Origin of the sequence: Phytopseudomonas straminea (assembly GCF_900112645.1) — a bacterium.
GTDB lineage: Bacteria > Pseudomonadota > Gammaproteobacteria > Pseudomonadales > Pseudomonadaceae > Aquipseudomonas > Aquipseudomonas straminea.
Genome location: NZ_FOMO01000006.1, coordinates 49,899 through 76,360, shown reverse-complemented (window position 1 = coordinate 76,360; position 26,462 = coordinate 49,899). Strand labels below are relative to the sequence as shown.

Sequence of the window (26,462 nt, the reverse complement as noted above, 5' to 3'; positions counted from 1 at the left end):
CGTACCCATTCAGCTGCCCAGGCGAATACGCTGATCCGCTACCGCCTCGATCAGCGCCTCGTCGTGGCTGACCAGCAAGACCGCAGTGCGGCGTTCCCGGGCGGTTTCCACCAGCAGTTCGATCATCTCCTGCTGGGTGATCAGGTCGAGGCGCGAGCTGGGTTCGTCGGCGAAGATGAACACCGGGTCGAGCAGCAGCACGCGCAGCAGGGAAAAACGCTGCAGCTCGCCGCCGGAGACGTTGCCGGGCAGGCGGTCGAGCAGGCCGCGGTCGAGGCGCAGGCGGTGCAGCAGCCCGTCGATACGGCTGGCATCGAGGCGATGCAGCTTGACCAGATCGGTCAGGCAGCGGCCCAGGGTGACCGTTGGCGCGAAGGCCGCCACCGGGTCCTGGTAGAGCTTCTGGAAGGCCACGCGCGGCGCCTCGCGGTGCTTGGTCACGCTGCCGCTGCGCGCCTGCATCAGGCCGAGAATGACGTCGCCCAGGGTCGACTTGCCGCAGCCCGAGGGGCCGGTCACGCCGACCACTTCGCCCGGGCGCGCGTCGAACGACAAGCCCTCGAACAGCACCCGTTCGCCACGCTCCACGGCCAGGTCGCGCACCTGCACCACCGGCTCGCCGCTCAGCGTTGACGGCATTTCGCGCGGCCAGCGCGCCGGATCGGCGTTCAGCAGGCGGCGGGTGTATTCGTGGCTCGGTGCGTCGAGGACCTGCTCGGCGCTGCCGCTCTCGATGACGCGGCCCTTGAGCATGATCATCACCTCGCCACCGAGCCGGCGCGCCACCTCGATGTCGTGGGTGATGATCAGCAGCGCGCCGCCCTCGGCGATACCCGCCTGCAGCAGGCCGATCACCTCGCCGATACGCGCGCTGTCGAGGCCCTTGGTGGGTTCGTCGGCGATCATCACCTTGGCGCCACCGGCGTGGGTGGCGGCGAAGGCCAGGCGTTGGGCCATGCCGCCGGAGAGCTGGAAGGGAAACTTCGCCTCGGCCTGTTCGATGCCCAACTGCGCAAGGTCCTGACGGCTCTGCTGACGGGATTCCTGAGCACTCTTGCCGACCACGTAGCGGTAGGTTTCCGCCACCTGATCGAGGGCACGCATGGTCGGGTCCAGGCTCAGCCAGGGTTCCTGGGGCAGTACGGCGAGTTCGCGACCCCAGGTGGCGCGGCGACCGTTGGCCTGACCGGGTTCGCGCAGGCCGCCGGCGAGTTCGATCTCGCCGTGGGCGGCGAGGCCCGGTGGCAGGTTGCCGACGATGCCCTGGGCGAACAGGCTCTTGCCCGAGCCGGTTTCGCCGATGATGGTCAGCACCTTGCCTGGCCACAGGTCGATGGACAGCGGCTCGACCAGTTGCGCGCTGGCGGTACGGATTTCCAGGGCGCGGGTGCTCAGCAGTGGTTTCATGGCTTGCGCCCCCCGGCAATCAGCAGCAATGACAGAACGATGAGAAAGATCACGGTGATCGGCAGGGCGATCACCGACGGCGCTTCGGCGAAGTACGGCAGCAGCTCGGTGATCATCAGTCCCAGCTCGGCGGTCGGCGGCTTGACGCCGACGCTGACGAAGCCCAGGGCGGCGATGGCCATGATCGCCGCGGCCGCGCCAAAGGCGGCGATGGTCATCAGCAGCGGAGCCAGTTCCGGCAACAGGTGGCGACGAACGATGTACAGCGGACCGAAGCCGAGCAGTTGCGAGGCGGCCACCGCTGGCGAGGCCAGCACGGTGCGCGCCAGGGCGCGGGTCATGCGGAAATATTCGATCCACAGCACCAGCGCCACCGCGCCATACAGGGCGAGAAACGAGCCGGGGTAGATGGCCACGATCAGCAGTACCAACAGCAGGCCGGGCAGGGCCAGGAACATCTCGGCCAGCAGCCCAAGACCCTTGTCGACCCAACCACCTTTCCAGGCCGCCAGGATACCCAGCAGCACGCCGGGGATGGCCGCGGTGGCGACGCTGACTAGCGCCAGGCCCAGCGACAGACGCACTGCAGCGGCCAGGCGCGCGAGCATGTCGCGGCCCAGGTGATCGGTGCCCATCGGATGGGCGCTGCTCTGGCCTGCGAGAATCGCGCTGTAGTCCTGCTTGGCGATGTCCACGCCCCAGAACAGTGGTACGCAGACGGCGAAGGCGACCAGTGCCGCGAGCAGGGCGAGGCCGATGTAAAGGACGGTCGCGCGCGGTGCGGGCGCCGCCTCGGCGATGGCGATTTCCAGGCTCATGCGGTTCTCCGGCGCGGGTCGATCAGGTGGTTGAGCAGGTCCACGGCGGTATTGAGCAGCACGAACATCAGCCCCATGGCCAACGCGGTGCCCTGCACCATGGGCACGTCGCGCTGGACGATGGCGTGCACCAGGCCATGGCCGATGCCCGGCCAGGCGAACAGGGTCTCGACCACCACCACGCCTTCGATCAGGTACACCAGCTGTACGCCGAGGTAGGTCACCACCGGCACGCCGATATTGCGCAGGCCGTGGCGCAGGAATACCTGGGTGCCGCTCAGACCTTTGAGGTGCCCGAAAGCGAAGTAGGCGGACGACGCCACCGCCACGGTGGCGTCCCTTGCGACCCGGGAGGAGACCGCCGCGAGCCCCAGCGCCAGGGTCAGCGTCGGCAGGATGGTGTGGGTGAAGCTGCCGTGGCCGGCGGACGGCAGCACCATCAGCCACACCGAGAAGATCATCACCAGAATCACCCCGAGCACGAAGTGCGGGATGGCGCGAGTGACCGTGCTGAGCAGCAGCAGGCCGCGATCCAGCACGCCACCCGGGCGCAAGCCGGCGATCACTCCGATCGGCGGGCCAATCAGAAAGGACAGCAGCACGGCACCGACCGCCAGGCGCACGGAGCTGCCCAGTTCGTGGGCGACCATGTCCATCACCGGCCGGCCGGTAACCAGCGAGTTGCCCAGATCGAGGGTCAGCAAGTCGCCGATCCACGCGGTGAAGCGCCACAGTACCGGTTGGTCCAGGCCCAGTTCGGCGCGCACCGCTTCAGCGGCGGCGCTGTTGACCATGTCGTAGCCATAGCGCCCGGCGGCGATGCGGTAGGCGGCATCACCGGGCAGCAGGCTCATCAGCAGAAAGGTCAGCGCGCCGATCAGCACGGCGACCATTACCGCCTGCAGCAGGCGAAAGCCCAGCAGCCGGATCATGGGCGCCACCGCATGGTGCTCAGGCCGAAGGTGCGCTCGAATGGGTCAATAGCGGCGCCTTCGATCTGCTTGGACACGGCAATGGACTGGCGATACCAGGCGATCGGAATCAGTGGCAGATCGGTCTGCACCAGCGCCATCAGTTTGTTGCGCAGCTGCTGTTGCTCGGCCGGGTCATTGCTGGCCAGCAGGGCGGTCAGGGTTTGGTCGAACTGCGGGTTGTTCCAGCCCAGCGGGCCCCACTCGGCGCCACCGTTGCCGAAGTCGGCCATCAGGGTCAGCAGCGGGTCGGGCACCAGGGCGTAGTTGCGCCCGTACAGGGCCAGTTGCAAGGTGCCGTCGTTATGGGCGGCGGGAACCGCGCTGGCGTTACCCACGGCAACCTCCACATCCACGCCCACCTCGCGTAGTTGCGCCTGCAGGGCGGTGGCGATCAGCGGCAGTTCCGGGCGGTCGGAGTAGGTGAGCAGCTTGAGCTGCAGGCGCTGCCCGTCCTTTTCCAGAATGCCGTCGGCGCCTGGCGCCCAGCCCTGGGCCTTGAGCAGGTCACGAGCCGCCTGCGGGTCGTACTTCAGTGGCGGCAGGCTGGCGTCATGCCAGGCCGGCACGCTGTCGGCGAACATCTGCGTCGCACCAGTACCCGGGGCGCGCAGCACGGCGGCGGTGATGCCTTCGCGGTTGATCGCCAGGCTCAGGGCACGGCGCACCTCGACCGGCGCCGTGGCGCCGTTGCCGGCATTCGCCGCCAGCACTAGCACGCGCGGCACCGGGCCCATCAGCACCTGCACGTTGGGGTTGCGCTGCAGGCGCGCGATGCTCGGCGGATCGAGCTGGAACACCAGTTCAGCACCACCGCTCTCGGCCATCAGAGCGCGGGTTTCGCCGCGACCGGCGCCGAGGTAGGTGGCCTTCTCGATACTCGGTTTGGTTCCCCAGTAACCGTCGAAGCGCTCGGCGGCGAGGCGCTGCGGCGGCTCCAGCAGGGTCAGCCGATAGGGCCCGGTGGCGATGATCTGCTTGACGTTGTCGTCGGCGTCATAGGCTGCGCTGGCCAGAATGTTGGTGGACGAGTGCGCCAGCAGCGCCGCCAGCGGTTTGAAGGGCTTGCTCAGGGCGATCACCACGTCATTGCCATTGGCACTGATCGCGGTGATCGGCGCGTCACGCAGCATGCCGGGCTTCTTGCGCGCCGCCTCCAGAGCATGAGCGGCGACGGCTGCGGTGAGGTCGCTGCCATCATGAAACTTCACGCCCTGGCGGATCGACAGGGTCCACTGCCTACCGTCGCCCGAAACGCTCCAGCGCTCGGCCAGTGCCGGTAGTGGCTGACCCTTGGCATCGGCCTCGAGCAGGGTTTCGGTGATCTGCATGCGCTGGAAAATGAAACCGGAAATCGCCGGATCCAGCCCGCCGATCTCGAACGGCGCGACCACGTCGAACACGCGATCTTCGGCGCCGACGTGGCCGGATGTCAGTGTCAGCCAGGCGGCGAGGGCGCCAGCGAGCAGTGAAAGGTGAGGGCGGGTTCTGAGAGGCATGGGCAGATCCTTGGCAAGTCCGATTGACGAGCAGGAGCTAGCGCCACACTGCCCGATAAGAAAAACGGGCGGGCAATATAGTAATGTTATGTTGTATCGTCTAGAAAATGATCCGCAACGTTTTGTTACTCGCGTTCAGATCTATGAGGCGAGCGCCGCCGCGTCGAGCAGCGCGTCGATGAAGATCTCCATGGACGCGCTGCGGGCGCTGCCCTGGCGGGTGATGCAGTGGCAGGTCGCGTGGTAGGCGAAGCGCGCTGGCCATATCGGTCGCAGCACGCCGCGCGCCACCAGCACGTCGGCATAGTGGGTAGGCAGATAGCCGATGAAGTGGCCGGAGGCGACCAGCGAGGCGACGGCTTCGGTCGACGCGGCGCTGGATACGCTGTTGAACGGAAAGGTGAACGGCTTGCGGTTCTCCACCACCAGGCCGCGGTCGACGTACTGGGCGGTGAAGATATCGGCATCGCCAAGCGTGCTGTCGGCGCGTTCGAACACCGGGTGGCCCCGGCCGCAATAGAGGTTCTGTTCCTCGCCGAACAACTCCAGGTAATGCAGCCCCGAGAGCTGGTGATCGAACACGCCGATGGCGAGATCCAGGTCGCCATTGATCACCGCCTGTTCCAGCCCTTCGGCGGTGAGCACCTGTAGCACCAGGCGAGTGTCCGGGATAGCTTCGCGCAGCTTGCTCAGAGCGTAGGGCAGGGGCGCCGGCTCCAGGGTGATCAGGTTGTCCAGGCTGCCGACGCGCAGCGTTTCCGGATGGTGAGCATTGAGCAGCACCAGGCGCTGGCGGAAGCGCTCCATGTCTGCATACAGCTCCTGGGCGGCGGCGTATACCTGGGCGCCTTGCTCGGTCAGCTGGAAGCCGCCCTTGCCGCGCCGGCACAGGGTGTAACCCAGGCGCGTCTCCAGATCCCGCACCGTAACGCTCAGGCGCGGCAGGCTGGTGTTCAGCGGCACCTGGGCGGCGGTAAAGCCGCCCGCCTCGACGATCGAACAAAAGATGCGCAGCATTTTCAGGTCGATATCCGAGAGGTTGGCCAGCATGGTGTCGTCCGCTCATTGGGGCTGTGTTAAAGGCCCGCCGAGTATGGCAGCTCTCCGTTCGCCGCTGTGCTCAGAAATGGGTGCTGATGAAATGCCCTGCCGCCAGCACCAACCCCAGACTCAATGAGGTGAACGACACCAGCGATACCAGGCGAAACGCCTGCGTCGTGTCCACGGTCTTCGAGAAGGCCATGGGCACGAAGGTCAGCGGATTGACCACGCCGCCGAACATCACCAGCGCGTAGATCCAGCCCGGCATGTCGGGCACGGCGAGGGCGGTGGAGACCATCACGGTGCCCATCACTATCCAGTCGATATGCGCCTGGCGAATGCGCATCGGATTGATCACGCCCAGTGCGCGGGCCTTTTCCGGGTAGTCGACACAGGTGAGCACGGCGAAGCCGGAGAGGGCGCCAAGGGCGAGGGACAGCAGGGCAGTGGCAAGCAGTACGTCGTTCATGATGAGTTATTCGAAGAGATAAATAAGATGGCGCTGGCGAGGGTTCGTCAGCGCCAGCGAGGGCAATCAGCTGTCGCGCAGCGCGATGCCGGTGCGCGGGCGGCGGTCGACGTGCAGCTCGAACACATCCGGGCGAAGGTAATGCCCGGCCACATCAAGGTCGTGGCGCTGGGCATCGACGCAATCCAAATCGAGAGTCGCCATCACGATGCCAGCCTCGCCCACCAGCGGCGGCGCCAGCCACATGCCATCCGGGCCGACCACTCCGGAGCCACCAGCGAACAGCACGCCATCGACCGATTGTTCAGCGCCGGCGCCCTGGCGATAGGCATCGAGCAGGTCAAAGGGCAGATCAGCGGTGGTCAGGTATTGCCCGGCGCACAGCACGAAGCAGCGCCCCTCGAAGGCGTAGGAGCGGGCGGCGATATGGTGCATCTCAGGCATGTCCGGCCAGACGGCGACGTGGATCTGCTCGTCCTGGGCATGCAGCGCCTGGCGGGCTAGCGGGTGCCAGTGCTCCCAGCAGATCAGCCCACCAACGCGGCCGACCGGTGTGTCCACCACGCGCAGGCCGGCGGCGTCACCATTGGCCCACACGTTGCGCTCGGTGTGCGTCGGGGTGAGCTTGCGGTGCACGTTTAGCAGGCAGCCGTCAGCGCCGATGGTCACCAGCGAGTTGAACAGCGAGCCACTCTGCGCCCGTGCCCGTTCGTTGATGCCCACCACCACGCTCACCTGGTGCTCGCGGGCGGCGGCGCGTATCGGTGCCAGGCCATCATGCATATCGTCGTGGGCGCCGAGCACCGGGCTGTCGGCCAGCAGCCGCTGATACCAGCGCTTGGCATGGGCGTCGTCCCAGCCGGCCATACCGAACACCCAGGCTGGGTAGCCACTCACCCAGGTTTCCGGAAACACGATCAACTGTGCACCACGGGCCGCGGCCTCGGCGATATGCGCGACGGCGCGTTCCAGCGTTTGCGCGGTGTCGAGCACTGCTGGTGGCTGTTGGATAAGGGCGATGGTTTTCTCGTTCATGGGCATGCACCTGAAAAGCGGGTGAGCGAGGGCGGCCCGGCCGCCCTCAGAGGTAGGTTTGCAGAAACAAGGAAGTGGTTAGAGCTGATTCGGTGCAGCGCTTGGGCGCTCGTTGCCGGTCAGGGCCAGCAGGTAATAGAGGCCGCCACCCACCAGCAGGCCGGGGATGAAGGCCACGTCTGCACCGCCCAGCGCCTCGGTGACCGGGCCGACATAGAAGGGCAGCGAGAAGAACGGAATCATGCTGAGGAACGCCGCGGCGTAGGACGCAATGCCCTGCCAGGCCCAGCGCCCATAGATGCCCTGTGGGTTGAAGATTTCGCTGATCGAATACTGGCCCTTGCGCACCGCATAGAAGTCGACCAGGTTCACCGCCGTCCACGGGATCAGGAAGTACAGCATCAGCAGCACGAAGCCATTGAAGCTGGTCATGTACGCCTCGGGCAGCGAAAGCGAAACGATGATCGATGCCACGCCCACCAGCGTCAGCCCAACCACGCGCAGGCCGAGGGTCGGGCGTACCGGGCGGAAGCCGTCCACCGCGCTGAGGCCGGTGAGCATCGCGCCGTAGCAGTTCACCCCGGTCACCGACAGCTGCGCGGCGGCGCCGACCAGCACCACGAACACGCCAAAACCTGCGAAGAAGTAGTTGCCGGTGGTTACCAGCGCGACGATGCCATCGGCGCCCGGCAGGTAGGTGGCCAGCACCGCGCCCAGCGACATCAGCCACACCGCCGAGCCGGCCGCGCCCAGGTACGTCCAGAAGATCAGCTTGCCGCTCGGCGCATCCTCGGGCAGGTAGCGCGAGTAGTCGGACACGTACACCGAATAGCTGATGTTGTAGCCGGCGGCGAGAGACAGCTGCACCAGAAACGCGGTGGTGTCCCAGTGCGGCGTGGCGGCTACCGTCACGGTCGAGGCCTGGGGCAGGGCGGTGACGGCCATCACCGTAACCACGGCGAAGGTGGCAATCAGCACATAGGTCAGCCAGCGCTGCACGAAGTGCAGCAGGTCATAACCCACCACCGCCAGGATGATCGACAGCACCACCAGCGCCGGGTACCAGAACGCCTTGGAGCCCGGCAGCACGAGTTGCAGCGCCTGGGTGACCAGAATCACCCCGAACACGATAAAACCGATGTACACGAACACCGTCGCGGCGAACGGCACGATGGCGCCGCGGCTGCCGAACTGCGCGCGGGACTGGATCATCTGCGGCAAGCCCATCTTCGGGCCCTGGTTGGCGTGCAGCGCCATAAAAATGGTGCCGAAGCAGGCGCCGAGCGCCACCGCAAGGATGCTCCACAGCAAGCCGAGCCCCATGCTCGGGCCCGTGAAGCCGACCATCATGGTCAGGAAGACGAAATTGCCGGTGAACCAGAACGGTCCCTGGTGCCAGATCTTTCCATGGCGTTCTTCACGCGGCACGTAATCGATCGAGCGGACTTCGAGCTTGGGCAGCTCACGTCCGGCATTGCTCGGCGTGTTCATAGGGCGCCTCTTGTTGTTATGCGCTTATCTGGAAGCCTTTGCACTGCGGGCTGAGCCCATGCCTGCGCAGGCGACCTCAGTATTGGGGGCGCTCTGGAAGGCTGTAAATTCCGGGTTTCTCAAGCTGACTTTCGCGAAAGTGAAAGCATTCGAGCGTGCACAGGCAGGCGTTTTTTGAGGGCGCGTGACGAGGACGAAGGTGAAAGCTAAATACGTTGCTTATGCGGATGGCATATCGGCCAAGATCACTGGATAGCTTGGGCGTCCAAATTTTGGCGACAAAATAAAGTTTCTTGCAGGTAAGTCGATATGAACGTGCAGAGCATGCTCTTGATGCACTGATTAAACCGCAGCCTGGCACTGAAAGATTGCCCTTGGAGAATCCTGCTTGACCGCTCTAGATAGCTACTTTCAGGTACGCCTCAGCCACGTTCTGCTGCTAACCTGTTAAGCCTTGTAACAAAGTTCCGCTGTTTAGCAGCGGCACGCCTTGCCGCCGCTCCTGCCTCGCTCCCCGACCTTCTTAAGGATGAGATCCGCCATGAACCTTCGATCCATGCCCATCGCCCGCCGGAGTCTGTTGTGTTTTGGCACCATTGCCATTCTGGTAGTGATGCTGGGACTGTTCAGCCTTTACCAGATGAGCAATATCCGCAGCGAGAGCGAAGTGATCGAGCAGAACTCGATTCCGGCTATCGTGTCGAGCAGCAAGCTGGCATTGGCGCTGGCACGCCTGCGCCTGGAGACCCTGCGTCTGGCCGCCGACCCCGCCAAGGTCGATGCCACCTACGTGAAGATCCAGGACATCGGCGTGCTGATCGAAGCCGAACTGGCGCGCTACAAAACCATGATCGTGTCGCCCGAGGAGCAGGAGCACTTCGGCAAACTGACCGACATCTTCCATGAGTACCTGCAGCATGACGCGACCCTGGTCACCCTGATCAAACAGGACCGCATGGATGATGTGCGCGACCTGCTAGCGAAACGGCTGAACGATCTGGGCATCGCCATGAATGCGTCCTCGGGCAAGTTGCAGAGCATCAACCTCGACGAGGCCAACCATCACACCGAAGTGGCAGTGGCGCTGTTCGCCAACTCGCAGAAAGTCACCGTGCTGGCCATCATTGTCGCCGTGGCGCTAACCCTGCTGCTGTCCTGGCGGATGACCCACAGCCTGACGGCGCCGTTGGGCAGTGCTGTTGCCGCCGCCCAGACCATCGCCTCGGGCGACCTCACCCGCCAGCTTGATCTCTCCGGCAAGGACGAAGCGGCCCAGCTGCTGCAGGCCATGCACTCCATGCAGACCACCCTGCGCAGCACCCTGGAGCACATTGGCAAGTCCGCCGAGCAACTGGCTGCCTCCACCGAAGAGATGAGTGCGGTGATGAGCGAGAGCGCCCAGGGTTTGCAGCAGCAGAACAACGAGATCGAGATGGCCGCCACCGCCGTGACCGAGATGAGCCACGCTGTGGAAGAAGTGGCGTCCAACGCCGTAACCACCTCGGCCGATTCCAAAGCCGCCGCCGAAACCGCGCGCTTCGGCCAGGTGCAGCTCACCGATACCCTGAGCGCCATCGGCTCTCTGACCGGCAACGTGCTGAGCGCCTCGGATCAGGCTCGTAATCTGGCCGAGCAGACCCAGAGCATCAGCAAGGTGCTGGACGTGATCCGCGCTGTGGCCGAGCAGACCAACCTGCTGGCCCTCAACGCTGCCATCGAGGCCGCGCGTGCTGGCGAGGCTGGGCGCGGTTTCGCCGTGGTAGCCGACGAAGTGCGCTCGCTGGCCCATCGCACCGGCGAGTCGACCCGAGAAATCGAACAAATGATCGGCGGCATCCAGCAGGGCACCAACCAGACCGTCTCGGCCCTGATGACCAGCGCCGACCAGGCCCGCCAGACACAGGAGCAGGCCAGCGCCGCCAATCAGGCCCTGAGCACCATCACCCAGGCGGTCAGCGGCATCGACGAACGCAACCTGGTAATCGCCAGCGCTGCCGAAGAACAGGCCCAGGTCGCCCGCGAAGTGGACCGCAACCTGGTGCGCATCCGCGACCTGTCGATCCAGACCTCCGCCGGCGCCGAACAAACCCAGACCGCCAGCCAGGAACTGTCGCGCCTGGCCGGCGACCTGAGTGGGCTGGTGCGTCGTTTCAAGGTTTGATGGCTGTTGTTTACTTTAGCTGGGGCGGCAAGCCCTGGTTGGCAGACGAATTGTCATGGGTGCGATAGGCGTCATGCTGATGGGGAAGTCTGCCACACCTCAAAAGGTGGCCGGTCTGATGCTCCTTATCGCCTCCCTGCGATCCGCCTCTAGATCCGAGTGCCGTATCGACTTTGGCACTCTCTCGACGCTTTCATCGGTACAGGTTGTTGTCTCAATCGGCCCATGCTTCAGGACTGCCCGCTTTTAGTGCCTCACCGCTGAACTAGTCGAAGCCCATCGCGCTCAGATGATCGATTCGTCGGCATCCGTTCCCATCTTCGGGGAAACGCTGTCTCGCTTAGCTAGTACAGAGGACTCAGCATGACCAAGACCACGCCCGAGAAGGATCTGCGAATTGAGACGATTCGCGGACTGGCGCTGTTTCTGATGGTAGCGGGCCATGTCATCGGCAGTTCGCCCGACCTGGGCATGAAGGTGCCGGACGACTCGGCGTTGCGCTACCTCTACGATTCCCTCGTTTACATCCGCATGCCGCTGTTCACCGCCATCTCGGGCTATGTCTACGCGCTGCGGCCGGTGAACGCCGACTGTGAGTTGTCGCGCTTCTACCAGGGCAAGTTTAAACGCGTCGGCATACCGCTACTGACGGTCTCGACGCTGTTCTTCGTCATGCAGATGATCGTGCCCAACACCAACGACAAGCCGCAGCTGGGCGATATTTTCAGCATCTACTTCTTCAGCTACGCGCACTTCTGGTTCCTGCAGGCGATCTTCTGCATCTTCGTGGTGATTTCGCTGCTGGAGAAGGCTGGCCTGCTGCTGACGTTACGCAACTATGGGCTGGTGTTCGCCGCGGCCCTGGCGGCGTCCTTCGCGTCGGAGAGCTTCCCGAACCTGTTCAGCCTCGACCGGGCGGTGGAACTGTTGCCGTTCTTCCTGCTGGGCCTGGGGCTCTACCGCTTCAGCGCGCAACTGATCACCCGCAGTAGCGTCATCACCATGGCCGCGGCGCTGGTGATTCTGGTGGGTATCGACCAGGCCTATCTGTTCGCGCTGCTTGACCTCGACGATGCCAACCTGGCCTTGGTCGGAACGGCGCTGGGCCTGGCCGCCATCAGCCTGCTGATCGCCCGGCGCTTCTACTTCATGCCGCTGGCCTGGCTGGGTTATTTCTCCTTCGAGATTTACCTGTTCCACGTCTTCGGTACGGCGGGGGCGCGCATCGTACTGAATAAGCTGCAGGTGCAGGAGGACTTGCTGGTCTTCGTCGTCAGCATGGCGATGGGGCTGCTGCTGCCGGTGGCATTCAAACTGGTGCTGGAGCGCATCGGCCCGCTGCATGTTCTCAGCGTGGCCTTCTTCGGCGCCAAGACGCGGGTCAACCGCGCCACCGCGCCGCTACAGAAAAGGGCGACGGCCTGATGCGAACGGCTATAAAAAACCACGCCTGGCGTGGTTTTTTATTTTCGGGGGGCTGCAGCGTGGGGTTTCAGCAGACTAAAAGGCATCCAGTGCATTGCAGAGACCAGCCTTTTCAACAGGCTCGTTCTCGGCTTTGCCCTCGGAGTTCAAGTGTTGCAGGCCGACCACGCACATTCCGCTATCCAGCAGGATCAGCTCATAGTCCTGGCCCGCCTGCGGTGTGAAGCGAAAGGTCTGCTGGCAGCTGTAGGAATAGCCACCCGAGATGTAGCCGGTGCTCTGGAAGTTCATGGCAAAAGGCTTGCCGGCCGGTACTTTCATCTCGCTGCGCGCCAGGTGGCCGCGTACTTCGCGGCCACCTGGGGGCATCCCCAGGCTGCGGCCGTTGTTCTGGTCGGCAAAGCCGGATTGGGCCACGGCCATTATCCCGGCGCCGGGCACGCGCCAGTCGATGCAATCGCTGCCCGGCACGCCACGGGCCATACCGTTAGTGATGACGCGCAACCGTGCCGTATCACCCGAGGCTGGCTCCATATAGGCCTTGGAGTAAGCACGCATATTGGCAATGTTGCCGCAGGCACTGACGGCCAAAGCCAGGCCCGCTATCAGAAACGCTCTCATGGAAATCCCTTTTCGAGTGTCGATGGTTAGAGGCGAGGGCGCCAGCTGCGCCGCTCCTCTGCCTCCCCGACCTAGCACTACCACCGTATTTAAACCGTGTGGTCCTACCGAACTTAGGTAGCAAGCTTTTATAGAGAAGTCTGCCCAAAGAAAAAAACCTGACTTTCTCTAGGAAAATCAGGGGTTTGTTTGGTGGAGCCGGGGGAATGGTCAACCGTGAATCTACGTCCCCTCTACAAGCCGCTAAATCCCTGCGCTTGAGGCCCAGCACCAGCTCTGCAGTGTCACACCCTGATGGGGCTGGTTGATGGTTCACCGAGAATCTACGTTGCTGTCGCCCCGGGTGGCAATGGGGATTTGAACCGGCGCCCGCACTTGGGGCTTGGGCTTATCCAGCAAGGCTCACCGGCTCCCTGTTCGGGTCAGGAGAATGGCCGGCTCTACGCCCAGCGCCAGCGCAATCCGTTCGATGTTGTAGATCGTCACGTTCTTTTCGCTCCGTTCAAGCATGCCCACGTATGTACGGTGTACGCCTGCACGCTCGGCTAGCTCTTCTTGCGAGAGTCCGAGTTCTTGGCGTGTACGCCGCACATTCTCAGCAAATATGCTGACAAGGACGGATTGATGAGGCTTGATGGGCATGCCTTTTCACTACACCAAATTTGATCTCTGGGAGCACTACAGGGGGATTAGCATCAATTGGCCGGGCGTTGCTGTTTGTGCAGCTTTCGTTCGTGCATCATTAGTTGTGAATGGCATTGGTGCTTGGAGGGGTTATGAGGGATTTGGGGCGCTTGGGAGAGAGCATATTTAGTGCTTGGTGTGCAGATGCAGGGCTTATTCCAAATGACTCTTCAGCTGCCGATGTCACTGGGTGGGATTTTTATGTGGAATTTCCGTTCTCCTCATCTGGTGGGCCCATGGATTTGCACAGGGGGCCGTGTGAATGCAAAGTTCAAGTGAAATCTACTGATAAGAGAAAGCGGAGCTTGGCAATAAAGCTGTCAAACCTGCGGCGGCTGGTTACGGCTCCAATGCCAGCCTTCTTTTTGTTTCTAGAGTTTGATGGCGGTAGTGGTGTTGAACGGGCGTATTTAGTGCATGTGGGTGAGGATATAATTTCCAGGGTTTTAAAAAGAATTAGAGAGCTAGGTGAAAGAGTTGCACTTAATAAGAAAACAATGACCATAAGTTATGGTGAGGCAGAGCAGCTGCCTGTTGCTAGTGGTAATGCTTTAAGGGAGAAGATAGTTGAGTATGTGGGGGAAGATCTTGCGAAATATGTTTCGGATAAGTCCGATCTTTTGAGTTCGGCGGGGTTTGAAGATGGTTGTGCGCAAATGCGCTTTACAACTGAGGGTGCTCAAAATCTGCAGGATTTGATTGATGTTTCTATAGGTGCCAAGGAGTCTGTCCCTGTATCTAGCGTTAAAGGTTTTTATAGACGATTTGGGATAGAGGATGAAAATCCATTTCTTAGTTTGAAAGATGGGCGAATGGAAATGCCAAGTCTAAGTCCCACAGCTGTCGGGGTTATTAGATTTAAAGAGGATGTTTTTTCTGTTGGTGCTGATTTTCCTGCGCGCCTATATGTATCTCCATTTAACTCTTCTGTGCCGCGAGAAATGGCGAGGATGAGGGTTGAGAGTGACTTCTTTGATATATGCCTAAATCCGTACACCAGCGCGGCTGTGTACAATTTCTCATTTGGTGCTGGAGCAAGTGCAGGGCTGAAACAATTCAGGGATTTGCTTATTTTTGTTGGCTTGATTGCTAGCGCAAGGAAGAAGTTGAATTGTGAGTTGGAGTTCGAGGGGTATCCACTGCTTGAGTTTACTTTAAAGGGCAGTAAGGGAGAGTTTGTATATGAGAAGGAGTTGGAGGCACTAGAGTGTGCAATGAGGTTGGCTTCATTCTTTGATCTTGGTAGTGATGTAAAAATATCCTTGGAAGAGTTGGTTAAATATGCGGATGTACTTCATTACATGGATCGTGCTCTTAACTTAAAGGGGGCTTTTCGAGTTGAATTTGGTGTTGAAGGGGACGATTTTGATTCAAGTATGCCTGTGGCGTGTGTTGTGATGATTTCTGTCCCCCTTGGGGGTAATGTTCTTGGTGCAATAATTTCTGTTAAAGGTAATGTTTTAGAGTCTGAGGGTGGGCGATATACGCTGTTGAGTACGGATGTCGAGGTGGAGAAAAAGCTGGTAACTCCAACGGGGCGAGATATACAAAAGGATGCGCTCAGAGGGGTGCTTGATTCAGTGGCGGAAAAATATAGCTCCACCTTTTCAGTGGTTATGATGGAGGCGTAGCTTCTTCTGGTTTTTTTCGGACATTAAAAACCCCGCTTGCTTGGCGGGGCTTTGATTGGGCTATATGAGTCGCGGGCGCCTGCGGCGGTGGCTGTTTATGCTCTTGGTAAGCCTTTCGCCAAAGCGTTCAACAAAATCCACATGATAGCTAGTTAATCGCAGAATTGCTTCTGGTATGGGGAGTAATTTTAGTGCTTCCAGTTTATGCCTGATTGCGGCGCCTTCATCATAATGTAACCCGCCCATGTCCCTGGCCGCTCTCCCGGATATTGCATCTGTTACGGTTTTGTCTATAAAAGTATTTTGCTGTTCTTCTGTGGCATGCCCTGTAATTGAGTCAATTAAGTGCTGCTCTGCATTCTGTTTCCCATCGCGTCGAACGTTCCGCAAGTTGGTCTCAAGAGTATGTCTAAATGAATACAGGCTTTTGCCATCATGCGCTTTATGTACGCCTATCTCGACGAGATAGCCTTTAGGTGCTTCGTTAAAAAATTTGCTAGCGCTCTTGGCCCACCCTTCTTTGTTGTGGTCTAGATCTTCATTTCGAGGAGGCAGGTAAGCAAGGCCGTCCCCAAAGAGCTTTTTCTGTTTGGCTCTTCGCTGGCTCTCGACGTAGTCAAGAAAGCCTAATTCAATAAGTCGTGGATGAATAGGAACCTGCCGCGCTTCCTCTGTTTTAACTCGCTTTGCTTCAAAGGCCCCTGGGGCATCGGGGCAAAAGTCGAAGCACGGATAGCCGTCAATCTCTCGAATGTCCGCAGTATCCAATTGTGCGATTTCATTCGTGCGGGCGCCGGTGAAGTAGCCTACAAGCGGAAGCCAGAACCAGAACGGATACGCTTTGGTTCTGTTAGCTGGAAGTTCTCCGCGATAAATGTAGCCGGAAAAAATTGCTTCAATATCCGCGTTCGTGAAGGCCTTACCGCCTCGCGTGCGAGCTGTTTTCCTTTCCTGAACAGGTTTAATGACTAATTCATCTGGGGTGATAGTCGTTAGATCGAGGATGCTAGCGGCGTGCTTTTGAATGTCTTTCATGGCGCCGATAAGGGCTCTTGTCGCCTCGTGCCCAAGCATCTGCTCTGGCGTGTCAGTTGTCAGGTCATCTATAGGGGTTGGGGGGTTAAGGGATGCAACAGCGTGGACTTTTACCTTGCGCGCAGCGTCGTAAGCAGCCTGCCAGTCTCGTTTAGTCAACTGGGATACGGCCTTGTGCTGAGTAAGTACGGTCATCACACGAGCCCGGCGCTCGCTCTCTTCGTAGGTGCCTCCGTGGTTTGCTTGCCCGCCCTTCTCTGAGGTATCGGCTTTGTCCCGTTCAAGCTGGTGTTTCCATACGTCGTAGAGAGTCCATTTTGCTATTGCAAGATCAAAGTCAGGCCTCTGTGTAATCAAGGCTGGAGCTGTCGAGGCAAGACCGCTTAGCGCCAGCTGATCTCGGAGCTTTGGCAGGATTGCTCGTAGCTCTGTCGATTGGTAGGTGCGGGAAAGCTCTAGCAGTCGTTGCGCCACCTGCTCTAATTCGGCTGGTATTGGGCGGCCATAGGCTCCAGTTAGTAGGCGCTCTACTTCCCTGCGGCGCTGGCGAGCCTCGATTTCCTTCTCGGAGAGAATGGGCTCGGCTGATTGGTTTTCGTCCTGCGGACTGGAGAAATCCGGCGTCGGCTTTGTATCAGGGAGGAGTTCCATCAGCTCCTTGTAATCGGCCTCGGTCAGGCCGAGTTCATCACGCTCAACCATGTTCACTACCTTGTCAAAGATGGCTTCGTAGCGTGCGACGTATTGCCGGGCACGCTTACGCGCCAGCCTTTCGCTGTCTGTCTTCAGGGTACGCCTGACTTCTCGCTGGCCATGGAGCAAGGCTCGCAATGGTCGTGGAATCACGATGCGGAAGTAGAAGGTTCCGTGTCGGTTGCGTGTGAGGTAGGAGGGGGAGGGTTTCATGGTGGGCACCGAAGCGATGCCCCACATGAGTGTCACACCTCAGTGTCACACCGGCCAGGAACGGCCGGTAGACTGAGCACAAAAGCCTGTGAAATCAAGCTCTTGTGTGGTTGATGGTGGAGCCGGGGGGATTTGAATCCTTTTTTTCTAGTGCCTGTTGTTGCCTATCCTTGACCAACGCCAGCAAAATCAATGCTTTCGTCTCATGCCTTCTGCCTGTTGGGGCACTCTATCGCCCGTTGATTTCGACACTTTTCGACACGCAGCTAGACAGCATTCCGGTGGCCGGGTAGCGTCTAGCCATCAGGTCACCTTAGATCGCCTGAAATCTGGATATTTTGCGTGTCTCCTAATGACGTACTAGATAAGGTTGCCGGACACCAGCGGGTATTTTATACGGCAGCACTGTCGCGTAGTTAACAGTTAGGCAAAAGTAGGCCGCATGAGTAGAAAAACCAAGTCCCCGGAAGCTGGCTACATATATGTATTCAGAGACCCCTTGAACAATAATTTAATTAAGGTTGGGCTCAGTAAGAATCCCGCGGCAAGACGAATGCAACTCCACACCACTGGTACGGCTTTGCCAATGAATATATACCATGTGTGGCGCGTAAGTGATAAGTGGCTTGCCGAAAGAGCAGCTCACGCTATTTTGGACGATCATCGAATTAACGGGCGACGTGAGTTTTTTGAAATAGCACCACTGCCTTATTTCAATGATTTTGAACGGAGGAATTATGACGTTGCCAGCATATTCCTTGATGTTCTGATTGATCGGGTGGAAGATGGTTTTGATTATTGGGATATAGCTTATCGAGTGGCTAGCATAGAAGAGATATTTAATTCCTAATTCCGTAATTCTGGTAGGACTTAGGCCAGTCTGTAAATGGTTAAGACGCTAGTTTTGCTCGCCGCAACCTACTAAGCTCGTTCCTTAAGTAAACGGTAGCTGTAATAATTATGTATAGACCTCCGAGCGTGAGAAACTTCAAGCTGTTCATTGGTGAGCTTACTTCTCAGGCTGCCGCTGTTCATGTTTCTCTATTCGAATCTCAAAAGCTCGAACATGCAGATGACAATTACTGGACTCAGAAAGCTGCAGAAGCAGGAATAAAGCTTGAGGGTATCGCTTCCAAGAAAATATTAAATAGCCAGAGCAGGCTTTCAATCGTATCGATTTATAGTGGCTTTGACTTGTTTTTGGAAGAGATTGAGTCCGAGTGTAAGTTTTTTGGATTTGAGTGGGTGAAACCTGAAAAGGTGTCTCCATTAGAAGTTCTTGAAAAAAACTTCACAAAGTTGCCAGATAATAAAACGCATTTTAGATACGAAACTGATTCTATAAATTATTTTAGGATTCTACGAAACTCGATAGCGCATCCAAGTGAAGAGAATAAAGTTAAAGCAGTTGAGTTCTTTAAATCAAAAAAGGAATCTATTGATTTCATTAGGGCCAGGTATCAAATGGTCTCGGCTCCAAATGAGCCAAATAGTGTTTCCTTCCATGATATAAAATTTTGGTGTCAGTTCCTTTTGGATTATACGGAGAAAATCGCTAGTTTACTTGAACCGGCGCAGGATATGGTCTATTCTAAGGTTCCTTTTGAACAGTGGAGAAAGTATGGGGAAGATCACGAAAAACTAAAAAGGTCAGCTAGAAATTATATTCGCTCTCAGTATTGCTATAGCTTAGATAAAGCTGCAGAGATTGTAGATAAGTTTTATGGCCCACTCGCTTAATTGGTAAAGCAACTCCCTTCATAAGCACCTTGTTTCAGGGTGTTTATGAAGGAGTAGCTCTGAGTTCGAGTCTCAGGTGTGCCACAGCTAACGATGCCAAATACAGCGACAGCTTTTAAGTTGCGGCTTCGCCGTAATTAAAAGGTCTCCCATACTGGGTTGCAGGGGCTCAAATATGTCTGAAGGCGTATGGGAAGTTATAATCGCAGCCGTGATTTCTAATTCTATAGTCCTTGGCGCTCTTGGATTTCTTTTCAAATCGCTTGTTCATCACTTCCTAGATAAGGATTTAAGCTCATATAAAGCAAGATTAGAAGCAACAAATCTGAGAATGAATATTTCGTTCGGAGGTATATACGCAGAGCAAGCAAAAGCTCTAGCCAGTCTTTACAGTATTATGCTAGAGCTCGAGCTATATGCTGAGTTTATACGCAATCCGAGTGAGTGGAACGAATACCGAGACAAAATCAGAGCTGCTGCGAATCACTATCACAAAGTCAGGATATACATCCCCGAGTCGATGGATTGCTTGGTTTTAAATGCAATCACAGCGGCACATAATGTTCTCACCCAGTCACTTGACGGTCACACTCCCGCTGAGTTCGTAATAAAATTTCGCGAAGCGAAGAATTCTGCGTTAGCGGAAATGAGGCGAATGATGTCGGTAGATGCGCACTCATCCTAGCGTTTTTAATAATACGCTCAAATATTTCATATGGATGAACAGGCCCAACTCTTATCGCTCTGTATTTCTGTTGTTCAACTGGTAACGTGATTTGCAGTCACGCTGTTTTATGCTTCCTTCCTTTCCTTGGTATGAGCAAATCCAGTCTTTTGTCGTGTTTTCTTGGCCGATCACCAGAATCTTTTGCTCTTTTTGGTGCTTTCGAGTTTCTTCGTATGGTTCGGCAGAGCCCCATTCTCTGGCGTTGATCAGGTTTATCGCATCCTTACGCGTGTAGTTCTTATCGTCGAAAACGGTTTGTTTGACGGCGTCGCTATCTAAGCCAGTGGGCTGTTCATATCGTTGCTCAGACATTGCGTCTCGTCGCGCCTGCTCTTCCACTATCCTGTCCCAGTCTTTCTCTGCAGGCGCCGCTCTAGTGATTTCTGCAACGGGAGCTGGCTTTGGCTTAGGTGTGTTCGCTCGCCGATCAACTTTGTCCTGCATATAAAGCGAGCTCAGTGTGTATAGCAGACCGACTGTGAAGGCGCTGCCCAGGAATGAAGCAACAACCCATGTTGTCATGTTGCTTCTGCGGGCGCTCGGTCTGACGTAGGTAGGTGCGTCATCCTTGTCAGCTTTCATATGTTCATCCTTGTGTGCGTCTAGCTAATCACCACGTTTTCTCTCGATAGCCCTGTACGCACTCTTGTACGTCGTCATCGATTACGTTGCCCGGTTTCATGCAGTCTTTAACCGACCGGCGCACGCCACGATTCGCTTCTTTCTCGGCGAGTTCTTGTTGCTTGAGGTTAGCTCTGGCGCCCTTGGCCATCGGGCCATTCCCTTCGGCTAGGGAACGCTGCACCCGCTTATTGAGGGAGTCGGCCATAGGCTTCATAACGTAGTCGCCGATGCCCTTGGCTGCATCGTCGAACAAGTCCGCATTTGCGGACATGCAGATGGCTAAGCTCGCTGTCGCAATAATCCGTTTCATCCCTATCTCGATTCCCTTCGGGCGTACCAGCGCCTAGCTACTTCCTGAGTGATCGCTATCCCGCGTTTTGACCGGTCAAGGTTCGGTTGGCCTCGTCGTAATCGGGGCTTGTCTGGCCACTCTCGGGTGCGATCTGGCCGCTAACCAGCCATAGGGCGTATTCGGGGGCGATATCAACGATAACTTTGATGTCATCCTCGTTGACCCTTCGGCCGCCTTTCCTGAGCGCATACCACTTCTCGCGATCAATCCCGCTGAGCTCTTCGAGCCGCTTCGCTGTGAGCTTCTTATGCTCAAGGATAGCGATTATGCGTTCTCTCATATTCTGATTTCGTCTAAATAACCGGCAAATATTGCTAGGCATAGTTTTACGCATGCCTATAATCGTCAATATGAAACCGGCAAATATTGCCGGTTCATTTTTCCCAACATAGACCTTCATAGTGCAACAAAGGGCAAGATTGTGGAAGGAACCGACCTGACTTTAAGCCGTGTGATTGGAGCCCCGCCCGTGATGCCATGGCGCGAGTTCGCCAACTGGATTCGCATGGAGAACGAGCACGACACCGTCCGGGGCTGGATTCGCAACGGCTACCTGCCATCCAAGAAGATCGGCAAATACGTGCTGGTGAACGTTGCACTGCTGACCAAGCAGCTCATGGAAGAGGAGTGGGAGTGATGAAAGCACCTGCCCTGTTCTCTGTTCAGCAATTCAAAGACCTATGCGTCTGGCTGTTCTGGCTCTCGGCTTACGTCGCCTTCTGCGTGCTGTTTAGCCACCTGTTCAAAAGTCTTTGGGCACTGGTCGTCGATGTGCCTGTACAGGCCATCGCTGCAATCGTTGCCGCTTCTATCGGTGCAATCGCTATCGGTTTCCGCGTAGCCATGGGGGAGGGCAGATGATCGATGCAAAAGTACCTGCACCAGCCCCACAGGTCGGACTGCGACTGCTCTGTCTGCTATGTCAAAAGACTGGGGCCTATCAGCCTGTCGCCACGCTGCACCCAATGCCTCCCCTCTCGCTGTTTTCCGGTCGTTGGCCAAATGCGGCTGGTGAACGGGCACTGGCTGCACGTGAGCAGTACGTACCGCTGGGTCTCGGGCTTTACCTGTCCCCAGCACTCGCCAACACCGCGCCCGCCTCGGTACTGGTACATGGTGGAAAACATCGGCAAGCCAACGCCCTACGTCCCGCGCTGGGATCTGTTCGAGTTGGAGAGCTGAGCCATGGCTGATCAAGCGTTCTGGCCTGTATTGCTCGGTTTCGTGATGGGCGCCTCTCTGGTCGCCATCCTCTCTATTCTCAGCATGCAAAGCCTTGAGCAGGTCGCCTCGGAAGCTGTGCTGCAGGCCGTATCTGCCTGCAAGGAAACCGATTGATGCCCGGCATCGTCCTGACTGTCGCCCAAGCTGCTGAGCTGCTGCCTTTGGCCAGCCAGCAGTTGGGCCGCATCCAGCACCAACAGGACGCTGCCAACGAAAAAGGCATCCCGGAAAACTGGGGTGTGGATGAATGGCAGGAAATCGTAGAAGCCCTACAAGGCCCAATCGTTCACGGGGTGGTGTATGTCGCCTGAGCTGTTTGTGGTTATCACGTACTGCCTTCTGGTCATCTGCTTCGTGACCCTCGGCCTTTTGTTCGCCTTCCTGCTGCTGCGCCGTGAGTTCTGCCCGCGCCGTAGTGGGCAGCCGAATCAGTCGCCTCCGGCGTCCGTGACTGGCCAACTCGATCACCCGGCCAGTTCACCGCGCGCACCGCCAGTCGCGGGCGACGGTGGCGAAATGGGATGACAAGGGCAAGGCCCTTGGTGTGAACAAACGATCAGGCACCGCCTGACCCGGCTTTAACCCCCGGTAGACCGATAAGCACCTGCAGGTTTTGAACGTTGAAGTTCACCTGCACGGACTCGCTCGGCCTGCTGAAAGGCAAAACCGCGCAATTACGCGCAACTGAAAAGAGGAAACACCCAATGGCACGTTCGACTATGGAAGTTGCATTCCTGGGCACTCAGATGACCCAAGTTGATGACACCAAATACGCCAAGGTCTTCTACGGCGACGAACCGGACGGCAAGACCGAACACGGCCTGTCGATCATCGGCATGGCGATCGCTGAAGACGCTGCCGACGAAGTGTTCATGGCCGGCGCCCAGTTCGAGCCCCTGCAACTGGTGCGCATCACCTTCGACGTGGCCCGCGGCGGCCAGAACAAGGGCAAGAACCTCGCCCTGCATATCGAAGCCGTGGACAACAAAGCCCGCACCACGGCGAGCCCCGCGCCTGCTGCCAGCACCGGCAAGCCTGCCGATCCGGCCAAAGCCTAACCCTTACCGCCTGGAGCTCACCGCATGGGAATCGACGCCTATCTGGCCAACGTCACCCTCGGTGATCTCTGGGCCCTGCAGTTCATTCAAGGCGTGGTGACCATCGCCGCCCTTGGCCTAATCCACGGGCACCAGAGGTAACGGTTTATGGCTTTCACCTGGGGGCAGTACCTCGTTATCGCTGGGCTCTTTGTGGGTGCTCTCGGGATTGGCGTGTCCTGGGGGGCCTTCCGGCTGGGCTGGAAGGAAATCGTCGACGCTTCAACCAACTGAGGAAACAACTCATGTACCAAAGCAAAAAAGAAGCTGCCATTCGTGGCAGCCAGCTCGTACAGAACGAGGCCAGTGTCGGTAAAGCACTGGGCGGCAAATCGCTCGCTCTGATCACTGCCGGTGCAGCCTCGCTGACTGCCGGTTCCGCCAATGCTGCAATCACCGTCCCGCCTGAGCTGCTCGAAGTCTTCACCGATCTGGCACTCGCGTTCGGCACCCTGATGGCTGCCGGTGCCGTGCTGTTCGGCGTCATCCGTGGTGGTGTGGCCCTGTTCAAGATCGCCGGTCGCGTGTTCAGCGCTGCGGGCGCCTAAACAGGGTTGGGGGTCGACTGATGCGCACGGCTTTCGGCCTCCGCCTGCTACTTGCTCTCACCCTTATGGGGTGGGGGCAGTTTGTTTTTGCTGAGGATTATTATTGGCAATCCCACTACAACAGCGCGTTAAGCCCTCGTTTTGCTTCCCCGTCTGCCGCCTGTAGCTGGGTTAAAAACCAAGTGAAATCCATTACCTCGATATCTGCCTCTGTAAGAACGTCGACTACTGGCGTATGTGTTTATTACTTCAATGCCGGCTCAGCTGATCAGCCAGATATCAAAGGACCAGTCGAAGATATCTTGATCAGTCGTGGTGGCACCGGATGCCCCACGGGTCAGACCTTCAACCCTGCTAACGGTCAATGCGAAGAACCACCCAAAAACTGTGAGCCGCTTACCGGTCAACGCTTCAGCTTCTTTGCCAACGTGCCTAACGGTGGCTCCAGTCTGCCCGGTGAATACATTTGCCAGGAGGGCTGCCGCGCTGCATGGTCTGGCGAGTGCGGCACCAATGATCAAGGCATCTCTGCTTGCTGGGGCCTCGCTACCTACAACGGCCAGGTTTGCCAGAGCGGCGACACGCCGTCCGGTCTCGGCAACCCGCCGACTGACCCAACTGACCCGACTACGCCACCAACCGACCCCACTGACCCGACCGAGCCGCCAGATCCCAGCGATCCGCCTCCGGTCTGCGGCCCTGGTTACAGCTGGTCAGGCACTACCTGCGTAAAAGATCCACCCAAGGAATGCGACCCATCTACCGGCGAAGTCTGCCCGCCAACCGATCCCACTGATCCAACAGACCCCACCGATCCAACCGACCCTAACAATCCAGGCGATGACGGTAACGGCCCTGGTGATGGCGACGGAGAACCCGGCACGCCCGGTGGTGATGGTGACGGCGACAAAGAAAAACTCGGCCCCAAGATCGACAAGACCAACAGCCTGCTCGATGGCATCAGCAAGGCCTTGGGCAACCTGGGCGATGCCTTCAAAGAGTTTGCAGAGGATGCCCTGGGCGAGAAGTACGACGGGGAAGGTGACGGCGACGATCAGAGCATTGGCGAAGCTGCTGCAGGACTTGCCGGCAATTTTGCCGGTGTCTTCGGCCAGGGCATGACCGACACGCTAGCCGCTCAAGAAGCCTCGGATATCGCCACCCTGGCGGACATCTCCAACATCGTTAACAACGAGTGGTTTGGCCCCGGCACCGCTGCCTATAAGGCCATTTACATCATCGACGGCGTATTACCCCGTAGCACGTCGTGTTCGCCCTTCGACGTGAAGATTGATGCCGGCAAGTTGCACACCAATTTGCGGCTGGACGCCTGCGAGCTGAGCCGTATCAAGCCATTGCTCGAGTGGATCATCTGGATGCTCACCCTTATCGGGGTGTGGCGCATCGCCTATGCCGGTCTGCGGCTGGAAAACGCTAAAGCTGAGAAAGGAGGCTTCTGATGTTTGGGCTTCGCTGGATTACCGGTTGGCTGGGCAAGTTCTTCCCCAACCTGTTCAAGCGCCTCAATGGCTGGTTGCTGGCCTTTATCACGCCGCTGATCGCGCCGTTTTTCGAGTTCATCACCAAGTTCTTTCGCAAGGTCGTCTTGTTCCTCGCGATTATCGCCGCCATCGGCGTTCTTCTGATGGCCTTCGCCGCCGCAATCAACGGCATTGCCGGTGGTCTGGTAAACGCCATGGCGCCCGACCTGATCAGTTTCGGCCGCATGTTTCTGCCGTCCAACCTCAGCGCGGGTATCACCATTTTGCTGTTCGCCCGGCTGCAATCGCTGATCTTCATGTGGGCACACCGCCTCACCGAAAAGTTTATCCACACCTGAGGATCGCCCGTGGCCGTCTATATCGTTACCGGCAAGCTGGGTGCTGGCAAAACCCTGCTTTGCATTCTCAAGATTCTTGAGTACCTCAAAGCCCGTCGCCGCGTTGCGGTCAACGTCGATGTGAAAATGGACAAGCTGTGCCGGGCCGATAACAAGTACTCGCGCCTTGTCCGCCTGCCGGATCTGCCATCCGCTGAGGATTTGATCGGCCTGGGCTTCGGCCATGAAACCTACGACGAGGAAAAATTCGGTGGGATCTTTCTCGACGAAGCCGGCGTGTGGCTCAACTCCCGCGACTGGAACTCGGGTGGACGTACCGACCTGCTGAAGTTCTTCCTGTTCCTGCGCAAACGCCGCTGGGATCTGTGGCTGTGCGTGCAAAACGTCAACGTCATCGACAAGCAGATCCGCGAATCCATCGCTGAACACGTGGTGTACATCAACCGCTGGGACAAGCTGAAGATTCCCTTCGTGTTCCGCCTGCCGCTGCGCGTGCTGAGCCTGGGCATGTGGAAAGGCAATCTGCCAAAGCTGCATCAGGCCATCGTGAAATACGGCGCCAAGTTCAACTCGCCCAAGGTGGAGGACTGGTTCTATCAGGGCAAAGAGTTCTACAGCTATTACGACACCACCCAGGAATACAACAAGGACTACGACAAAGGCTCGTATTCCATGCTCCCGCCCGGCTACTGGCATCGCCGCCTTCCTGCATCACCTCGCGACCTGGGGTTTCTCATGCGCACCACCAAAATCTTTTTCCGCCGCACTCGGGTGGTGAACGCCTTTTTCCTGGGCGGCCTGATCACCTTGTTTGTCTCGCTGCCGGTGTTCTCGGCCATCGCTTGGATTCGTACACCGGGCGTTGCCGTACAGGAAAAACCAGCCGCTGTAGAGGAAGAGAAAAAAGCCACCTTGGCTGAAGAGTTCGAGGGCTACCGCATCGCCTCTTATGGGCTCCTGTCCGGGCAGGCCCGCTATGTGTTCGTTGATCCCGACGGCAAGCGCATTCGCTCCGAGGATCTGTTGTCCCGCGCCATCACCATCGATCCACGGGGGCCGCGAGAAGTGCGGTTGCTGCGTGGCACTGACTCTCTCACCGTCTACAGGTAATCGGCC

The 26,462-nt window shown here is 58.4% G+C and carries 29 protein-coding genes and 1 tRNA gene; 16 read left to right on the top strand and 14 right to left on the bottom strand.

The features are described from left to right. Positions 1–9 precede the first annotated feature (9 nt). The 8 genes from BM279_RS15790 to BM279_RS15755 form a co-directional block, all read right to left on the bottom strand. Positions 10–1,407 carry an ABC transporter ATP-binding protein gene (locus BM279_RS15790; RefSeq protein WP_093505260.1) on the bottom strand — a complete coding sequence of 466 codons (1,398 nt, stop codon included), beginning with the start codon at positions 1,405–1,407 and terminating at the stop codon, positions 10–12. Further along, positions 1,404–2,225, bottom strand: a complete 822-nt coding sequence (locus BM279_RS15785; RefSeq protein ID WP_093505258.1) for an ABC transporter permease — start codon at positions 2,223–2,225, stop codon at positions 1,404–1,406. The genes BM279_RS15790 and BM279_RS15785 overlap by 4 nt, the downstream gene beginning before the upstream one ends. Further along, complete coding sequence (locus tag BM279_RS15780; protein ID WP_093505256.1) at positions 2,222–3,157, bottom strand: ABC transporter permease; 936 nt, start codon at positions 3,155–3,157, stop codon at positions 2,222–2,224. The genes BM279_RS15785 and BM279_RS15780 overlap by 4 nt, the downstream gene beginning before the upstream one ends. After that, the gene (locus tag BM279_RS15775) at positions 3,154–4,695 is read right to left on the bottom strand and encodes an ABC transporter substrate-binding protein (protein WP_093505254.1); all 1,542 of its coding nucleotides are present in this window, start codon (positions 4,693–4,695) and stop codon (positions 3,154–3,156) included. Before BM279_RS15775 ends, BM279_RS15780 begins: the two co-directional genes overlap by 4 nt. 141 nt (positions 4,696–4,836) lie before the next feature. Then, on the bottom strand, positions 4,837–5,745 hold the full coding sequence (locus BM279_RS15770; protein WP_093505252.1) for a LysR family transcriptional regulator: 909 nt from the start codon (positions 5,743–5,745) through the stop codon (positions 4,837–4,839). 70 nt (positions 5,746–5,815) lie between these two features. Beyond that, positions 5,816–6,205: a hypothetical protein gene (locus BM279_RS15765; RefSeq protein WP_093505250.1), complete on the bottom strand. Its 390-nt coding sequence runs from the start codon at positions 6,203–6,205 to the stop codon at positions 5,816–5,818. A 66-nt stretch (positions 6,206–6,271) separates the two neighbouring features. Next, positions 6,272–7,240: a carbon-nitrogen hydrolase family protein gene (locus BM279_RS15760; protein WP_093505248.1), complete on the bottom strand. Its 969-nt coding sequence runs from the start codon at positions 7,238–7,240 to the stop codon at positions 6,272–6,274. A 78-nt stretch (positions 7,241–7,318) separates the two neighbouring features. Further along, complete coding sequence (locus BM279_RS15755) at positions 7,319–8,731, bottom strand: purine-cytosine permease family protein (protein WP_093505246.1); 1,413 nt, start codon at positions 8,729–8,731, stop codon at positions 7,319–7,321. Between the two features lie 541 nt (positions 8,732–9,272). Between BM279_RS15755 and BM279_RS15750 the strand changes: the two genes are divergently transcribed. Together BM279_RS15750 and BM279_RS15745 are read left to right on the top strand one after the other, a co-directional pair. Then, positions 9,273–10,892, top strand: coding sequence for a methyl-accepting chemotaxis protein (locus BM279_RS15750; protein WP_093505244.1), 1,620 nt, complete (start codon positions 9,273–9,275; stop codon positions 10,890–10,892). Between the two features lie 363 nt (positions 10,893–11,255). Continuing rightward, entirely contained in the window at positions 11,256–12,317 is a 1,062-nt protein-coding gene (locus tag BM279_RS15745) for an acyltransferase family protein (RefSeq protein WP_093505242.1), read from the top strand. Between the two features lie 75 nt (positions 12,318–12,392). Here the strand turns inward: BM279_RS15745 and BM279_RS15740 are convergent, their stop codons facing one another. Together BM279_RS15740 and BM279_RS15735 are read right to left on the bottom strand one after the other, a co-directional pair. After that, entirely contained in the window at positions 12,393–12,938 is a 546-nt protein-coding gene (locus BM279_RS15740) for a hypothetical protein (protein ID WP_093505240.1), read from the bottom strand. 402 nt (positions 12,939–13,340) lie between these two features. Next, positions 13,341–13,580: a helix-turn-helix domain-containing protein gene (locus BM279_RS15735; protein ID WP_093505238.1), complete on the bottom strand. Its 240-nt coding sequence runs from the start codon at positions 13,578–13,580 to the stop codon at positions 13,341–13,343. A 152-nt stretch (positions 13,581–13,732) separates the two neighbouring features. Between BM279_RS15735 and BM279_RS23215 the strand changes: the two genes are divergently transcribed. Then, positions 13,733–15,253 (top strand): hypothetical protein, encoded by a 1,521-nt coding sequence (locus BM279_RS23215; RefSeq protein ID WP_143103603.1) that lies wholly within the window; start codon positions 13,733–13,735, stop codon positions 15,251–15,253. A 60-nt stretch (positions 15,254–15,313) separates the two neighbouring features. On the opposite strand, the gene BM279_RS15725 is transcribed toward BM279_RS23215, so the two are convergent. Beyond that, on the bottom strand, positions 15,314–17,194 hold the full coding sequence (locus BM279_RS15725) for a site-specific integrase (RefSeq protein WP_093505568.1): 1,881 nt from the start codon (positions 17,192–17,194) through the stop codon (positions 15,314–15,316). 442 nt (positions 17,195–17,636) lie between these two features. Here BM279_RS15725 and BM279_RS15720 point away from each other — a divergent pair, with 442 nt between their 5' ends. The 3 genes from BM279_RS15720 (at position 17,637) to BM279_RS23420 (ending at position 19,018) form a co-directional block, all read left to right on the top strand. Further along, positions 17,637–18,044 carry a GIY-YIG nuclease family protein gene (locus tag BM279_RS15720; RefSeq protein WP_093505233.1) on the top strand — a complete coding sequence of 136 codons (408 nt, stop codon included), beginning with the start codon at positions 17,637–17,639 and terminating at the stop codon, positions 18,042–18,044. A 128-nt stretch (positions 18,045–18,172) separates the two neighbouring features. Continuing rightward, entirely contained in the window at positions 18,173–18,934 is a 762-nt protein-coding gene (locus BM279_RS15715; RefSeq protein ID WP_208604542.1) for a hypothetical protein, read from the top strand. After that, positions 18,920–19,018 (top strand) — tRNA-OTHER (locus BM279_RS23420). Before BM279_RS15715 ends, BM279_RS23420 begins: the two co-directional genes overlap by 15 nt. A 652-nt stretch (positions 19,019–19,670) precedes the next feature. On the opposite strand, the gene BM279_RS15710 is transcribed toward BM279_RS23420, so the two are convergent. From BM279_RS15710 to BM279_RS15700, 3 genes are read right to left on the bottom strand one after another with little or no spacing between them, the layout of a single operon-like run. Next, complete coding sequence (locus tag BM279_RS15710) at positions 19,671–20,243, bottom strand: hypothetical protein (protein ID WP_093505229.1); 573 nt, start codon at positions 20,241–20,243, stop codon at positions 19,671–19,673. 28 nt (positions 20,244–20,271) lie between these two features. Then, positions 20,272–20,595, bottom strand: a complete 324-nt coding sequence (locus BM279_RS15705; protein ID WP_093505226.1) for a hypothetical protein — start codon at positions 20,593–20,595, stop codon at positions 20,272–20,274. Between the two features lie 55 nt (positions 20,596–20,650). Further along, positions 20,651–20,917 carry a DNA-binding protein gene (locus BM279_RS15700; protein WP_093505224.1) on the bottom strand — a complete coding sequence of 89 codons (267 nt, stop codon included), beginning with the start codon at positions 20,915–20,917 and terminating at the stop codon, positions 20,651–20,653. Between the two features lie 192 nt (positions 20,918–21,109). Between BM279_RS15700 and BM279_RS15695 the strand changes: the two genes are divergently transcribed. The 10 genes from BM279_RS15695 to BM279_RS15650 all read left to right on the top strand — a co-directional run bounded on the left by BM279_RS15695 (position 21,110) and on the right by BM279_RS15650 (position 26,456). Further along, entirely contained in the window at positions 21,110–21,274 is a 165-nt protein-coding gene (locus BM279_RS15695) for a DNA-binding protein (protein WP_172140312.1), read from the top strand. Beyond that, positions 21,274–21,498, top strand: coding sequence for a hypothetical protein (locus BM279_RS15690; RefSeq protein ID WP_093505222.1), 225 nt, complete (start codon positions 21,274–21,276; stop codon positions 21,496–21,498). The genes BM279_RS15695 and BM279_RS15690 overlap by 1 nt, the downstream gene beginning before the upstream one ends. Before the next feature lie 3 nt (positions 21,499–21,501). Continuing rightward, a complete protein-coding gene (gene pflM / locus BM279_RS23775; protein ID WP_167363157.1) occupies positions 21,502–21,819 on the top strand; it encodes a lysogeny maintenance protein PflM in 318 nt (105 codons plus the stop codon). 3 nt (positions 21,820–21,822) lie between these two features. Next, positions 21,823–21,975, top strand: coding sequence for a hypothetical protein (locus tag BM279_RS23410; protein ID WP_167363156.1), 153 nt, complete (start codon positions 21,823–21,825; stop codon positions 21,973–21,975). Beyond that, positions 21,975–22,172 carry a hypothetical protein gene (locus tag BM279_RS15685; RefSeq protein WP_075933356.1) on the top strand — a complete coding sequence of 66 codons (198 nt, stop codon included), beginning with the start codon at positions 21,975–21,977 and terminating at the stop codon, positions 22,170–22,172. The genes BM279_RS23410 and BM279_RS15685 overlap by 1 nt, the downstream gene beginning before the upstream one ends. 393 nt (positions 22,173–22,565) lie before the next feature. After that, positions 22,566–22,919 carry a hypothetical protein gene (locus BM279_RS15675; RefSeq protein ID WP_093505218.1) on the top strand — a complete coding sequence of 118 codons (354 nt, stop codon included), beginning with the start codon at positions 22,566–22,568 and terminating at the stop codon, positions 22,917–22,919. A 284-nt stretch (positions 22,920–23,203) separates the two neighbouring features. Then, positions 23,204–23,506 carry a hypothetical protein gene (locus BM279_RS15670; RefSeq protein WP_093505216.1) on the top strand — a complete coding sequence of 101 codons (303 nt, stop codon included), beginning with the start codon at positions 23,204–23,206 and terminating at the stop codon, positions 23,504–23,506. Positions 23,507–23,526: 20 nt separating this feature from the next. Continuing rightward, positions 23,527–24,966, top strand: a complete 1,440-nt coding sequence (locus tag BM279_RS23210) for a hypothetical protein (RefSeq protein ID WP_143103602.1) — start codon at positions 23,527–23,529, stop codon at positions 24,964–24,966. Next, positions 24,966–25,346, top strand: a complete 381-nt coding sequence (locus tag BM279_RS15655; protein ID WP_093505210.1) for a hypothetical protein — start codon at positions 24,966–24,968, stop codon at positions 25,344–25,346. Before BM279_RS23210 ends, BM279_RS15655 begins: the two co-directional genes overlap by 1 nt. A gap of 9 nt (positions 25,347–25,355) precedes the next feature. Next, positions 25,356–26,456, top strand: a complete 1,101-nt coding sequence (locus tag BM279_RS15650) for a zonular occludens toxin domain-containing protein (protein ID WP_093505207.1) — start codon at positions 25,356–25,358, stop codon at positions 26,454–26,456. The last annotated feature ends 6 nt before the right edge of the window (positions 26,457–26,462 follow it).

Bases quoted from the DNA above. Each gene is read 5' to 3' on its own strand.
- BM279_RS15735 (WP_093505238.1), bottom strand. From the start codon at position 13,580: ATGCCCATCAAGCCTCATCAATCCGTCCTTGTCAGCATATTTGCTGAG.
- BM279_RS15785 (WP_093505258.1), bottom strand. From the start codon at position 2,225: ATGAGCCTGGAAATCGCCATCGCCGAGGCGGCGCCCGCACCGCGCGCG.
- BM279_RS15690 (WP_093505222.1), top strand. From the start codon at position 21,274: ATGAAAGCACCTGCCCTGTTCTCTGTTCAGCAATTCAAAGACCTATGC.
- BM279_RS15705 (WP_093505226.1), bottom strand. From the start codon at position 20,595: ATGAAACGGATTATTGCGACAGCGAGCTTAGCCATCTGCATGTCCGCA.
- BM279_RS15725 (WP_093505568.1), bottom strand. From the start codon at position 17,194: ATGAAACCCTCCCCCTCCTACCTCACACGCAACCGACACGGAACCTTC.
- pflM (WP_167363157.1), top strand. From the start codon at position 21,502: ATGCAAAAGTACCTGCACCAGCCCCACAGGTCGGACTGCGACTGCTCT.
- BM279_RS23410 (WP_167363156.1), top strand. From the start codon at position 21,823: ATGGCTGATCAAGCGTTCTGGCCTGTATTGCTCGGTTTCGTGATGGGC.
- BM279_RS15700 (WP_093505224.1), bottom strand. From the start codon at position 20,917: ATGAGAGAACGCATAATCGCTATCCTTGAGCATAAGAAGCTCACAGCG.
- BM279_RS15765 (WP_093505250.1), bottom strand. From the start codon at position 6,205: ATGAACGACGTACTGCTTGCCACTGCCCTGCTGTCCCTCGCCCTTGGC.
- BM279_RS15675 (WP_093505218.1), top strand. From the start codon at position 22,566: ATGGCACGTTCGACTATGGAAGTTGCATTCCTGGGCACTCAGATGACC.
- BM279_RS15745 (WP_093505242.1), top strand. From the start codon at position 11,256: ATGACCAAGACCACGCCCGAGAAGGATCTGCGAATTGAGACGATTCGC.
- BM279_RS15770 (WP_093505252.1), bottom strand. From the start codon at position 5,745: ATGCTGGCCAACCTCTCGGATATCGACCTGAAAATGCTGCGCATCTTT.
- BM279_RS15775 (WP_093505254.1), bottom strand. From the start codon at position 4,695: ATGCCTCTCAGAACCCGCCCTCACCTTTCACTGCTCGCTGGCGCCCTC.
- BM279_RS15780 (WP_093505256.1), bottom strand. From the start codon at position 3,157: ATGATCCGGCTGCTGGGCTTTCGCCTGCTGCAGGCGGTAATGGTCGCC.
- BM279_RS15750 (WP_093505244.1), top strand. From the start codon at position 9,273: ATGAACCTTCGATCCATGCCCATCGCCCGCCGGAGTCTGTTGTGTTTT.
- BM279_RS15755 (WP_093505246.1), bottom strand. From the start codon at position 8,731: ATGAACACGCCGAGCAATGCCGGACGTGAGCTGCCCAAGCTCGAAGTC.
- BM279_RS15720 (WP_093505233.1), top strand. From the start codon at position 17,637: ATGAGTAGAAAAACCAAGTCCCCGGAAGCTGGCTACATATATGTATTC.
- BM279_RS15655 (WP_093505210.1), top strand. From the start codon at position 24,966: ATGTTTGGGCTTCGCTGGATTACCGGTTGGCTGGGCAAGTTCTTCCCC.
- BM279_RS15740 (WP_093505240.1), bottom strand. From the start codon at position 12,938: ATGAGAGCGTTTCTGATAGCGGGCCTGGCTTTGGCCGTCAGTGCCTGC.
- BM279_RS15790 (WP_093505260.1), bottom strand. From the start codon at position 1,407: ATGAAACCACTGCTGAGCACCCGCGCCCTGGAAATCCGTACCGCCAGC.
- BM279_RS15695 (WP_172140312.1), top strand. From the start codon at position 21,110: ATGCCATGGCGCGAGTTCGCCAACTGGATTCGCATGGAGAACGAGCAC.
- BM279_RS15760 (WP_093505248.1), bottom strand. From the start codon at position 7,240: ATGAACGAGAAAACCATCGCCCTTATCCAACAGCCACCAGCAGTGCTC.
- BM279_RS15710 (WP_093505229.1), bottom strand. From the start codon at position 20,243: ATGAAAGCTGACAAGGATGACGCACCTACCTACGTCAGACCGAGCGCC.
- BM279_RS23210 (WP_143103602.1), top strand. From the start codon at position 23,527: ATGCGCACGGCTTTCGGCCTCCGCCTGCTACTTGCTCTCACCCTTATG.
- BM279_RS15685 (WP_075933356.1), top strand. From the start codon at position 21,975: ATGCCCGGCATCGTCCTGACTGTCGCCCAAGCTGCTGAGCTGCTGCCT.
- BM279_RS15670 (WP_093505216.1), top strand. From the start codon at position 23,204: ATGTACCAAAGCAAAAAAGAAGCTGCCATTCGTGGCAGCCAGCTCGTA.